This is a genomic window from Flavobacterium pisciphilum (genome assembly GCF_020905345.1).
GTDB lineage: Bacteria > Bacteroidota > Bacteroidia > Flavobacteriales > Flavobacteriaceae > Flavobacterium > Flavobacterium pisciphilum.
On the sequence record NZ_JAJJMO010000001.1, the window covers coordinates 689,796 to 703,482 of the forward strand.

General features: G+C 35.0%; 5 protein-coding genes. 4 read left to right on the forward strand and 1 reads right to left on the reverse strand.

The genetic code is table 11. The features are described from left to right. Positions 1 to 408 precede the first annotated feature (408 nt). The 4 genes from LNQ49_RS02705 to LNQ49_RS02720 all read left to right on the forward strand — a co-directional run bounded on the left by LNQ49_RS02705 (position 409) and on the right by LNQ49_RS02720 (position 13,010). On the forward strand, positions 409 to 9,426 hold the full coding sequence (locus LNQ49_RS02705) for an HYR-like domain-containing protein (RefSeq protein ID WP_229987241.1): 9,018 nt from the start codon (positions 409 to 411) through the stop codon (positions 9,424 to 9,426). Positions 9,427 to 9,584: 158 nt separating this feature from the next. Then, positions 9,585 to 10,502, forward strand: a complete 918-nt coding sequence (locus LNQ49_RS02710; protein ID WP_229987242.1) for a PorP/SprF family type IX secretion system membrane protein — start codon at positions 9,585 to 9,587, stop codon at positions 10,500 to 10,502. Positions 10,503 to 10,513: 11 nt separating this feature from the next. Further along, positions 10,514 to 12,451, forward strand: a complete 1,938-nt coding sequence (locus LNQ49_RS02715) for an OmpA family protein (protein WP_229987243.1) — start codon at positions 10,514 to 10,516, stop codon at positions 12,449 to 12,451. Between the two features lie 82 nt (positions 12,452 to 12,533). Beyond that, on the forward strand, positions 12,534 to 13,010 hold the full coding sequence (locus LNQ49_RS02720; protein WP_229987244.1) for a hypothetical protein: 477 nt from the start codon (positions 12,534 to 12,536) through the stop codon (positions 13,008 to 13,010). Between the two features lie 117 nt (positions 13,011 to 13,127). On the opposite strand, the gene LNQ49_RS02725 is transcribed toward LNQ49_RS02720, so the two are convergent. Continuing rightward, a complete protein-coding gene (locus tag LNQ49_RS02725) occupies positions 13,128 to 13,316 on the reverse strand; it encodes a hypothetical protein (protein ID WP_229987245.1) in 189 nt (62 codons plus the stop codon). Positions 13,317 to 13,687: the final 371 nt, after the last annotated feature.

Below are 13,687 nucleotides of genomic sequence, written 5' to 3' on the forward strand. Positions count from 1 at the left end.
AAATCCAATATATAACACACTAATTCTTACTTTGATTTAGAAGGCTCTACAAAAAACATAACTCATTATTTATAAGCATCTTATAGGTCATAATTCTTTTTAAATTTTCCATTATTCAACCTGAATTTTAATTTAAAAATTGACACTTTGGAGAATTATTATTTTTAAATGGTATTACTTATAGATAAAAACTACTATTCAACGAGTATTTAAGTAATTCAAGGACAAATAAAATCAAAACAAAATAAACATTATAATTTTGATATCGTAATTAATATGTTAATTTTTTAAGATAACAATAATACCGATCTCAACATATTATCGCTCATAATTTTAATCAAACTCAAACTGATTAAAAAAGACAAAAATTTCATAGTACATAGTGTTAAAATTTAAAAATTAGAGATTATGAAAAACATTACTTCTTTTTTTAAAAATATGAAAAACGTTTTTATAACGTTAATTCTAATATTTAATATTCATTTTTCCTTTTCACAAGTAGATTTAAGAACATGCGGTTTTGCTTGTACATCAAACAATTACACTCTAACAGATGTGTACCTAAGTCTTACTGGTGTAAATGGAGTTCCTATCACTAATACAACCTGCACCATTGGACAAGTACAGCAGGTTTATATTTATCTTAATTATTCTTCAAACTCAAATTCTAGTATTCACTTCGCAAGACTAAATTCTGATTTAACTATTGGTGGAACTACCACTTTTTTAAATGTTTTATTAGGAGATATTGTCCCTGGTAGTAACACAAAGTTAATATATGGCCCATTTAATTGGACTTGTGGAGATGAATTAAGCCTTACAAATACAATAATAGCATGGAAAACGAATAGTAATAATGATCCTGGACCAAACTATCAATGTAGTAGCTTTTCAAATTCTCAATGTGATTTTACAAATTCATTTATTATTTCTAAACCTTTAGCTGTTCAATTCACATATAAAGCATGCAAGGTTGGTACAAATACGACAGTTAGCTTTACATCAACAACAAATGGAGGTAAAACTCCATATACCTATGCTTGGGATTTTAAAAATGATGGTGGAGTCCCCGATTCGACTTTACCTAATCCAACATATACTTACACAACTTCAAATAATACGGCAAAATTAACCGTCACGGACTCTCAAAACATATCAAATTCATATACCCTTCTGATAATTGAGCCAGCAGAGCTAATGTTAAGTGAAACCCATACTAATGTAGGTTGTAGCGGAGGGACCTCATCTATCACATTAAATGTTACTGGTGGTACACCCAATTATACTTATTTATGGAATACTGGTGCAACTACAAAAGATTTAGCAAATGTTGCTCCTGGAACTTATACTGTTACCGTTACTGATAGTAACAATTGTACAAAACAACTTTCTGTAACAATAACTAGTGGAGATACAATCAAACCAATAGTTGCTCCACTCCCTGCTCCTTCAACAATTAATTGTCCGAATGTACCTGTATTTGATCAAGCAACAGCTACCGACAATAGTGGAACAGTCACTTCTCTTACATTTGTTGATGTAAATACTCCTGGATCCTGTCTTGGTACATACTCAATAACTAGAACATGGACAGCAAAAGACGCCTGTAATAATATTTCACTTCCAGTAAGTCAAACAATAAATGTTGTAGATAATACACCTCCAACTTGGACTACTGCACCAACAGCGCTTAATGTAACTTTGGAATGCAGTGATACCGCAGGGTTAACAGCTGCCCAAAACCAAGCTCCTGTGGCAACTGATGCATGCTCTACTGTAACGTATACTAAAACTAGCGGAACTTTCGTAGTTTCTCCATCTTGTGCTAATGCAGGTACTTATACTAATACTTGGATTGCTAAAGATGTATGTAACAACTCCTCTACTGTTTTTACTCAAGTAATCACCATTCAAGATACCACTGTACCAACTTGGACCACTGCGCCAAGTGCACTTAATGTAACTTTGGAATGTAGTGATGCTGCTGGGTTAACAGCTGCCCAAGCTAGTACGCCTGTAGCAACTGATTCTTGTAGTGGAACTGTAACATATACTAAAACTAGTGGAACTTTCATAGTTTCTCTAACTTGTGCTAATGCAGGTACTTATACTAATACTTGGGTTGCTAAAGATGTTTGTAACAACTCTTCTACAATTTTTACTCAAGTAATAACTATACAAGATACCACTGTCCCAACTTGGACTACTGCGCCAACAGCACTTAATGTAACTTTGGAATGTAGTGATGCTGCTGGGTTAACAACTGCTCAAAATCAAGCCCCTATAGCAACTGATTCTTGTAGTGGAACTGTAACATACGCTAAAACTAGCGGGCCTTTCGTAGTTTCACCATCTTGCGCTAATGCAGGGACTTATACCAATACTTGGATTGCTAAAGATGTATGTAACAACTCTTCAACCACTTTTACTCAAGTAATAACTATTCAAGATACCACTGTTCCAACTTGGACTACTGCGCCAACAGCACTTAATGTAACTCTTGAATGTAGTGATGCTGCTGGGTTAACAACTGCTCAAAGTCAAACTCCTGTAGCAACTGATTCTTGTAGTGGAACTGTAACGTACACTAAAACTAGCGGAACTTTCATAGTTTCACCATCTTGTGCCAATGCAGGTACTTATACTAATACTTGGATTGCCAAAGATGTTTGTAACAACTCTTCTACAATTTTTACTCAAGTAATCACTATACAAGATACTACACCTCCTACTTGGACTACTGCGCCAACAGCTCTTAATGTAACACTACAATGTAGTGATGCAGCTGGTTTGACAGCTGCCCAAGCTAGTACGCCTGTAGCTACTGATTCTTGTAGTGGAACTGTAACATACACTAAAACTAGCGGAACTTTCGTAGTTTCACCATCTTGTGCCAATGCAGGTACTTATACTAATACTTGGATTGCTAAAGATGTATGTAACAACTCTTCTACCACTTTTACTCAAGTAATAACTATTCAAGATACCACTGTACCAACTTGGACTACTGCGCCAACAGCACTTAATGTAACTTTGGAATGTAGTGATGCTGCTGGGTTAACAACTGCTCAAAATCAAGCCCCTATAGCAACTGATTCTTGTAGTGGAACTGTAACGTATACTAAAACTAGTGGGATTTTCGTAGTTTCACCATCTTGTGCCAATGCAGGTACTTATACTAATACTTGGATTGCTAAAGATGTATGTAACAACTCTTCTACCACTTTTACTCAAGTAATCACTATTCAAGATACCACTGTACCAACTTGGACTACTGCGCCAACAGCACTTAATGTAACTCTTGAATGTAGTGATGCTGCTGGGTTAACAACTGCTCAAAATCAAGCCCCTATAGCAACTGATTCTTGTAGTGGAACTGTAACGTACACTAAAACTAGTGGAACTTTCATAGTTTCACCATCTTGTGCCAATGCAGGTACTTATACTAATACTTGGATTGCTAAAGATGTATGTAACAACTCTTCTACCACTTTTACTCAAGTAATAACTATTCAAGATACCACTGTGCCAACTTGGACTACTGCACCAACAGCACTTAATGTAACTTTGGAATGTAGTGATGCTGCTGGTTTAACAACTGCTCAAAGTCAAGCTCCTGTAGCAACTGATTCTTGTAGTGGAACTGTAACATACACTAAAACTAGCGGAACTTTCATAGTTTCTCCAACTTGTGCTAATGCAGGTACTTATACTAATACTTGGGTTGCTAAAGATGTTTGTAACAATTCATCTACCACTTTTACTCAAGTAATAACTATTCAAGATACCACTGTGCCAACTTGGACCACTGCGCCAACAGCTCTTGACGTAACACTACAATGTAGTGACACTAATGGCCTAAATACTGCACAAGCTAGTGCGCCTGTAGCAACTGATAATTGTAGTGGAACTGTAACGTATACTAAAACTAGTGGTGTTTTCCAAAGAGGAGCATGTGGAAGCACAGGTACCTATACTAATACTTGGACTGCAACTGATGTTTGTAACAATACTTCATCAATCTTTACACAAGTAATCACTATTCAAGATACTGCTATTCCTACTTGGGTTACTGCACCAACAGCTCTTGATGTAACTCTTGAATGTAGTGATACTGCAGGATTAACAACTGCGCAAAATCAAGCACCAACTGCAACTGCAAATTGTTCAATAGTAACTTATACTAAAACAAGTGGTCAATTTTTGCCATCACAATCATGTTCTAATGCAGGTACTTATACTAATACTTGGGTTGCTAAAGATGATTGTGGAAATACTACAGCTGCTTTCACTCAAATAATTACTATTCAAGATACAACAGCACCAACTTGGACCACAGCACCAACTGCTCTTAATGTAACTCTTGAATGTAGTGATACCGCTGGGTTAACAACTGCACAAGCTGATGCACCTGTAGCAACTGATAATTGTAGTGGAACTGTAACGTACACTAAAACTAGCGGAGCTTTTGTAGTTTCTCAAACTTGTGCCAATGCAGGTACTTATACTAATACTTGGATTGCTAAGGATGTATGTAACAATTCATCTACCATTTTTACTCAAGTAATAACTATTCAAGATACAACTGTGCCAACTTGGACCACTGCGCCAACTGCACTTAATGTAATTTTAGAATGTAGTGATGCTCCTGGGTTAACAACTGCACAAGCTGATTCACCTGTAGCAACTGATAATTGTAGCGGAACTGTCACCTATACTAAAACTAGTGGAACTTTCGTAGTTTCTTCTACTTGTGCTAATGCAGGTACTTATACTAATACTTGGATTGCTAAAGATATATGTAACAACTCTTCTACAACTTTCACTCAAGTAATAACTATTCAAGATACAACTGTACCAACTTGGACCACTGCACCAACAGCACTTAATGTAACTCTTGAATGTAGTGATACAGCTGGATTAACAACTGCACAAGCTGATGCACCAATAGCAACTGATTCTTGTAATGGAACTGTAACCTATACTAAAACTAGTGGAACTTTCGTAGTTTCTCCAACTTGTGCTAATGCAGGTACCTATACTAATACTTGGGTGGCTAAAGATATATGTAACAACTCTTCTATCGCTTTTACTCAAGTAATAACTATTCAAGATACAACTGCACCAATTTGGACTACTGCACCAACGGCTCTTGATGTAACGCTACAATGTAGTGATACTAATGGTTTAAATACTGCACAGGCTGATGCTCCTGTGGCAACTGATAATTGTGGAACCGTTACTTATACTAAAACTAGTGGTGTTCTCCAAAGAGGAGCGTGTGGAAGCACAGGTACTTACACTAATACTTGGATTGCAACTGATGTTTGTAACAATGCTTCATCAATCTTTACACAAGTAATAACTATTCAAGATACTGCCATTCCTACTTGGATTACACAAGTCGGTGCTCTAAATGTTACATTACAATGTAGCGATGCCGCTGGTTTAACAACTGCACAAAATCAAGCACCAACTGCAACTGCAAATTGTTCAATAGTAACTTATACTAAAACAAGTGGTCAATTTTTGCCATCGCAATCATGTTCTAATGCAGGTACCTATACCAATACTTGGATTGCCAAAGATGATTGTGGAAATACCACAGCTGCTTTCACGCAAGTAATTACTATTGAAGATACAACTAAGCCAACATGGACAACTGCTCCAACGGATCTTAATGTAACATTACAATGTAGTGATGCTGCTGGTTTGACAACTGCTCAAGCTAATGCTCCAATAGCAACCGATAATTGTGATAGCGATGTAACCAACATTGTAAAAGTAAGTGGCTTGTTTGTAGCTTCTCAATCTTGTGGCAATTCTGGTACATATACTAACACATGGACAGTTACTGATAATTGTGGCAATCTATCTGATACGTTTACGCAAATAATTACTATCGAAGATACAACTAAACCAACTTGGACAACTGCTCCAACGGATCTTAATGTAACATTACAATGTAGTGATGCTGCTGGTTTGACAACCGCTCAAGCTAATGCTCCAATAGCAACCGATAATTGTGATAGCGATGTAACCAACATTGTAAAAGTAAGTGGCTTGTTTGTAGCTTCTCAATCTTGTGGCAATTCTGGTACATACACTAACACATGGACTGTTACTGATAATTGTGGTAATGTTTCAGATACTTTTACTCAAGTAATTACTATTGAAGATACAACTGCGCCAACTTGGACTACTGTACCAACAGCACTTAATGTAACTTTGGAATGTAGTGATGCTGCTGGTTTAACAACAGCTCAAAGCCAAGCTCCTATAGCAACTGATTCTTGTAGTGGAACTGTAACCTATACTAAAACTAGCGGAACTTTCGTGGTTTCTCCAACTTGTGCCAATGCAGGAACTTATACTAATACTTGGGTTGCTAAAGATGTATGTAACAACTCTTCTACAATTTTCACTCAAGTAATCACTATACAAGATACAACTGCACCAACTTGGACTACTGCGCCAACAGCGCTTAATGTAACATTACAATGTAGTGATACTGCTGGTTTAAATACTGCTCAAGCTGATGCTCCTGTAGCAACTGATAATTGTAGTGGAACCGTTACTTATACTAAAACTAGTGGTGTTTTCCAAAGAGGAGCATGTGGAAGCACAGGTACCTATACTAATACTTGGATTGCTAAAGATGTATGTAACAATAGTTCATCAATCTTTACACAAGTAATAACTGTTCAGGATACTGCTATTCCTACTTGGGTTACTGCGCCAACAGCTCTTAATGTAACATTACAATGTAGTGATACTGCTGGTTTAACAGCTGCGCAAAATCAAGCACCAACTGCAACTGCAAATTGTTCAATAGTAACTTACACTAAAACAAGTGGTCAATTTTTGCCATCACAATCATGTTCTAATGCAGGTACTTATACTAATACTTGGGTTGCTAAAGATGATTGTGGAAATACTACAGCTACTTTCACTCAAGTGATTACTATCGAAGATACTACTAAACCAACTTGGACAACGGCTCCAACTGCTCTTAATGTAACTTTACAATGTAGTGATGCTTCTGGTTTGACTACTGCACAAACTAGCACTCCTATTGCAACTGATAATTGCGATAGTGATGTAACCAATATTGTGAAAGTAAGCGGTCAGTTTGTAGCTTCTGAGTCTTGTGGTAATTCTGGAACATACACTAACACATGGACTGTTACTGATAATTGTGGTAACCTATCTGATACGTTTACGCAAATAATTACTATCGAAGATACTACTAAACCAACTTGGACAACGGCTCCAACTGCTCTTAATGTAACTTTACAATGTAGTGATGCTTCTGGTTTGACTACTGCACAAACTAGCACTCCTATTGCAACTGATAATTGTGATAGTGATGTAGCCAATATTGTGAAAGTAAGTGGTCAGTTTGTAGCTTCTGAGTCTTGTGGTAACTCTGGAACATATACTAACACATGGACTGTTACTGATAATTGTGGTAATCTATCTGATACGTTCACACAAGTGATAACTATCGAAGATACTACTAAACCAACTTGGACAACGGCTCCAACTGCTCTTAATGTAACTTTACAATGTAGTGATGCTTCTGGTTTGACTACTGCACAAACTAGCACTCCTATTGCAACTGATAATTGTGATAGTGATGTAGCCAATATTGTGAAAGTAAGTGGTCAGTTTGTAGCTTCTGAGTCTTGTGGTAATTCTGGAACATATACTAACACATGGACTGTTACTGATAATTGTGGTAACCTATCTGATACGTTCACACAAGTGATAACTATCGAAGATACTACTAAACCAACTTGGACAACTGCTCCAACTGCTCTTAATGTAACTTTACAATGTAGTGATGCTTCTGGTTTGACTACTGCACAAACTAGCACTCCTATTGCAACTGATAATTGTGATAGTGATGTAGCCAATATTGTGAAAGTAAGCGGTCAGTTTGTAGCTTCTGAGTCTTGTGGTAATTCTGGAACATACACTAACACATGGACTGTTACGGATAATTGTGGTAACCTATCTGATACGTTCACTCAGGTGATTACTATCGAAGATACCACTAAACCAACTTGGACTACTCAAGCAGGATCATTAGATATAAAATTACAATGTAGCGATGCTTCTGGTTTGTCTACTGCGCAAGCTAGCACTCCTATTGCTACAGATAATTGCGATGGTAATCTTATCAATATTGTAAAAACAAGCGGTCAGTTTGTAGCTTCTGAGTCTTGTGCTAATGCAGGAACCTATACTAATACTTGGACCGTTACTGATAATTGTGGTAACGCTTCTGATACATTCACACAAGTAATTACTATCGAAGACACTACTAAACCAACATTCAACCAAGAGCTTCCTGCTGATATTACTGTATCATGCGATAAAGTTCCTGAAGTTGCTACTATAACAGCATCTGATAATTGTAATGTTGATGTACCTGTAGTTTACTCTGAAGTAAAAAGTAATATCGAAAACGAATGTAGTACAAACTATACTTTGACTCGTAAATGGACCACTAGTGATTGTTCTGGTAACACCACTTCATTTACTCAAGTAATTACAGTTAAAGATACTACCCCTCCAACGGGAACTGCTCCAGCTGATATAACCAACTTGAATAGCATATCAGATATTCCTGTTGCTGATCCTAAGGCTGTAACTGATGCTGCTGATAATTGTAGCCAAACTGTAAATATAACAGTAAGTGATTCTAACAACGGAGGTACTGGTTGCGCAGGCAGCCCTTACATTTTGACAAGAACATATACCTTGTCTGATTGTGCTGGCAATACAACCATACTAGTACAAACAATAACAATTAGCCATGATGTTATAGAGCCAAGGGTGTTCTATCCTTCTCAAGCGTGTAATGCTGATGATTCAACTGTTGATTTATTTGTTCCACTGCCAAGAAATACAACTACTGTAGGTACATGGATAGATACAGATAATACTCATGCCTTACAAGGTAATACTGTTACAACTTACGGGCTTCCTGTTGGTACTTACAATTTTGAATATCAAATACAAGATGAAGTTTGTCCAAGAAGTTTATTTGTAACTCTTGCTGTGAATGATGACTGTAAAGTTCTAGCATGTGGAAACATAGTAGTTCATAATGCATTCTCCCCTAATGGTGACAGCTTCAATAATAAATTTGTTATTGATAATATAGAAGATACAACCTGTTATCCTGACAATTCTGTCGAAATATATAACCGTTGGGGAATACTTGTATTTGAAACTAGAAACTATAATAACACAACAAATGCTTTTGATGGATTCTCAAGAGGAAGAACAACTGTAAGCCAACCATCTGGTCTTCCAACAGGAACTTACTTTTATATTCTAAATTATACTTCTGTTGATGGAAACGGTGCAATTCAAACCAATAAAAAAGATGGATTTTTATATCTAACTAGATAATCAAAAAAAGAACACAACTTACTGACAACAAATAAACTACATTGTCAGTAAGCTGTTTTTAGGAAAAAAAATCTGTATTTTTGATATACAAACGTATTGACCCACTTTTATCATAAACAAGAAAAACAATTGCAATAATAAAATAATAAATATCTACTATGAGAACAAAATTATTTTCTTTCGTTTTGATGTTTACAGCTATAGTAAGTTACGCGCAACAAGATGCACAATTTACACAATACATGTACAACACCATAAATATCAACCCTGCTTATGCTGGGTCGCGAGGAGCTCTAAGTATTTTTGGTTTATACCGTACTCAATGGGTAGGACTTGATGGTGCGCCTGAGACTAGTAGTTTTTCGGTAAATACACCAATTAACAACAGTAATTTAGGTTTAGGAGTATCATTAGTTAATGACAAAATTGGTCCAACTAATGAGAATGATTTATCTGTAGACCTTTCTTATACTATACAAACATCTGTAAATTATAAACTTTCCTTTGGTATTAAAGCCACTGGTAATTTATTCAATCTAGACATCAATAAATTAAATCCAGCGGATCAAGGCGATCCTCAATTTCAGAATTTCAATAGTGTCTTTAGACCAAATATTGGAGCTGGGGTTTATTATCACTCTGATAAAGCATACATTGGTTTATCGGTGCCTAACTTTATCGAAACCAATCGCTATAATGATAATGATATTGCCATTTATAAAGACAAAATCAATTATTATGTTATGGCGGGTTATGTTTTTGATTTGGATAAATATGAAGATATCAAATTTAAACCTGCTGTACTTGCCAAAGTAGTAGAAGGTGCACCATTACAAGTTGATGTTTCTGCCAATTTTATGTTCATCAATAAGTTTGTAGTTGGGATAGCCTACAGATGGAGTGCTTCATTAAGCGCTATGGTTGGATTTCAAGTTAGCGATGGACTATATATCGGATATGGTTATGATCGAGAAACTACCAACTTAAACAACTATAATTCTGGCTCGCATGAAATATTCTTGCGCTATGAATTATTCAAAAACAACGGTAAAATTACAACCCCTCGTTTCTTCTAAAAATATTTATTATGAAAAATTTTGCAATCCTATACATAACAATAATAAGTGTTTTTTCATTAAACAGTTATTCGCAACAAGGCAAAATTGCTTCTGGAGACAAGAAGTATGACAACTATGCCTATATAGATGCTATTAAAACCTATGAACGTGTAGCCGAAAAAGGATACAAATCTGTAGATATGTTCAAAAAATTAGGCAACTCCTTTTACTTTAATTCTGAATTTGAAAAGGCTGCAAGATGGTATGGTGAATTGTTTGCCATGAATACCGAGGTTGAACCTGAGTATTACTACCGATATGCACAATCATTAAAATCAACTGGAGATACCGTCAAAGCCAATCAGATACTTGATTTATTTAATCAAAAATCAAAAAAAGATACGCGAGCCAAACTTTATCAAAATGACAAAGATTATCTGGAGCAAATCAAAGAAAACTCTGGACGTTATAAAATTGAAGATGCTGGTGTTAATAGCAAATACTCTGATTATGGAACGGCTTTTTATCTTAACAAAATAGTCTTTGCATCGGCTAGAGATACGGGTAACTTTAACCAAAGAATACACAAATGGACTGGAGAGCACTTTACGAATCTGTATCAATCTGATCTTGATGCTGATTTCAATCCAAATGCTCCAAAAAAATTTAAATCAAAAATAAATTCTAAATTTCACGAAGCTACTCCGGTTTTTACTAAAGATGGAAAAACGGTGTATTTTACAAGAAACAATTACATTGATGGAAAAAAGGGAAAAGATGAAAATAAAATTACTTTAATAAAAATATACAAAGCTACACTGGTAAATGATAATTGGGATAATATAATGGAGGTTCCTTTTAACAGTAACAATTACAGTACGGCACATCCTGCACTAAGCCCAGATGAAAAAACATTATATTTTGCATCTGATATGCCAGGGACTTTTGGGCAATCGGATATATACAAAGTAACAATCAATAACAATGGTGGATTTGGTCCGCCAGAAAATTTAGGACCTGAAATTAATACTGAAGGGAAAGAAACTTTTCCTTTTGTAACCGATGAAAATGAAATTTATTTCTCATCTGATGGGCGTCCCGGCCTTGGGGGCTTAGATGTATTTGTTGCTAAAATAGCAACTGATGGCTCTATAAGTAATATACAAAACGTGGGATCTGATATCAATTCTCCTCAGGATGATTTTGCCTATATCATTGATACCAAATCCCGAAGAGGATTCTTTACATCAAACAAACAAGGAGGACAAGGATCTGACGATATCTATAAATTCCTTGAAACTAGAAGATTGGCTTGTGTTCAGGAATTATATGGTACTATAACCGATTTAGCTACTGGAGAGGCTTTACCTAATGCTAAACTGACCTTATATGACAATAACTTTAATATTGTAAAAACAGGTTATTCAGATCAAAATGGAAATTATACCTTCCCTGTAGAATGTGGTTTAACATACAATCTTAGAGCCGAAAAAGAAAAATATACAACCAAGGAACAAAACGTAGTTATTTTAAAAGAAAATGGAAGAACTCAGTTATCTATTGCTCTTGAAAAATCTGAATGCGTGGTAACAATTGGTGATGATTTAGGCAAATGTTTTGGTATCAAAATGATTTACTTCGATTTAGATAAATCAAACATTCGTCAAGAAGCAGCTCTGGATTTAGAGAAAATCTTAGATGTTTTAAATCAATATCCAACTATGAAACTGGATATCCGTTCGCACACTGATAGTCGTGCAACTCATAAATACAATGAAGCTTTATCTGATAGAAGAGCTAAATCAACCATAAAATGGTTGGTGCAAAATGGTGTTGCTCCAAACAGATTAACCGGTAAAGGTTATGGAGAAACGCAGCTTGTTAATGGTTGCTCTGATGGAGTTAAATGTACCGAAGAACAACATCAAATGAATAGACGAAGCGAATTTATAATTACTGCTATGTGATATTTTTTTGTGAAAAAGCAATTTTAGGTTCGGTTTTTGTTTTTTATCAATACATTAATTAATCTAATAAAAAATTGAAATCATGAAACCATTAAAATCTTTTTTTATAGGGATAGTATTTATTACTGTTAGTGCTTTACATGCTCAAGTGTCGGTCAATGTTAATATTGGATCTCCACCATCATGGGGTCCCGTGGGTTATACTGATGTACGCTATTATTACTTACCAGATCTTGAAATGTATTATGACATCAATGCATCCAGTTACATTTACTTTAATAGTGGTAAATGGATAAGAACAAGAAATCTACCTAGAAATTATAGAAATTATGACCTATATAATGGATATAAAGTTGTTCTTACTGATTACAGAGGAAATACGCCATATAATAATTTCAATAACCATAAACTAAAATATGGTAAAGGTTATAAAGGAAAACCACAAGAAACTATTGGTCGAAAACCCGGTAAAGGAAATAATAAAGAATACTGGGATGATAAACATGGAAATGGACGTGGAAATGGACATGGACATGGACATGGAAACGGAAAACACTAACCTTTAAAATTAAAAAAAAGAAATCGAATCATTCGTTTCTTTTACTAACAAAAAAACCTATTCGTTTTAATGAATAGGTTTTTTTGTTATTTATCAATCAATCTTATATCGAACAGTTTAGTGTTTTTTCTGCTGACCTGGAGCATAAGCTTTTGCACTCTTACTTCCTGACATCTTTTTTGCTTGTCCTGGAGGAATTTTCCCAGAATTGGAAGTTGAAGTAGATGTATGGATACTACAGCTTGTAACAAATAGTGTTAACAAAATAGTAATGAATAAATATTTAAAAAATCCAGTAGCTTTCATAATTATTTTTTTTCAAAGTTACATTTTTTGTTATAAATGTTTTATTTTTTTTATTTTGTAAATTCCATCATGTTGACAGATTAAAACAAGAATAAATAAAATTAACGAGCATTTATTTATAGACTCTGATAGCACCACTATTAAAGAGGTAACTAATTAATATTTTATTAATTAGAAAAGACTGAATACACATCCTTTCTCTAGAAAAACTTATCATTTAGCTGTAATTTTTAAAAATTTCCTTGTACATAAGTGGGTATTGTCTCATTCTTAACTTAAGAAAACTACCTTCTCTTGTAAAAATCTACGCTAAGTTAACGCATCTATTCTTTCATCTTAAAAGGTAACATCTTACAAAAAACATTTGTATC

Coding starts and splice junctions, on each gene's coding strand:
- LNQ49_RS02715 (WP_229987243.1), top strand. CDS start 10,514: ATGAAAAATTTTGCAATCCTATACATAACAATAATAAGTGTTTTTTCA.
- LNQ49_RS02710 (WP_229987242.1), top strand. CDS start 9,585: ATGAGAACAAAATTATTTTCTTTCGTTTTGATGTTTACAGCTATAGTA.
- LNQ49_RS02725 (WP_229987245.1), bottom strand. CDS start 13,316: ATGAAAGCTACTGGATTTTTTAAATATTTATTCATTACTATTTTGTTA.
- LNQ49_RS02705 (WP_229987241.1), top strand. CDS start 409: ATGAAAAACATTACTTCTTTTTTTAAAAATATGAAAAACGTTTTTATA.
- LNQ49_RS02720 (WP_229987244.1), top strand. CDS start 12,534: ATGAAACCATTAAAATCTTTTTTTATAGGGATAGTATTTATTACTGTT.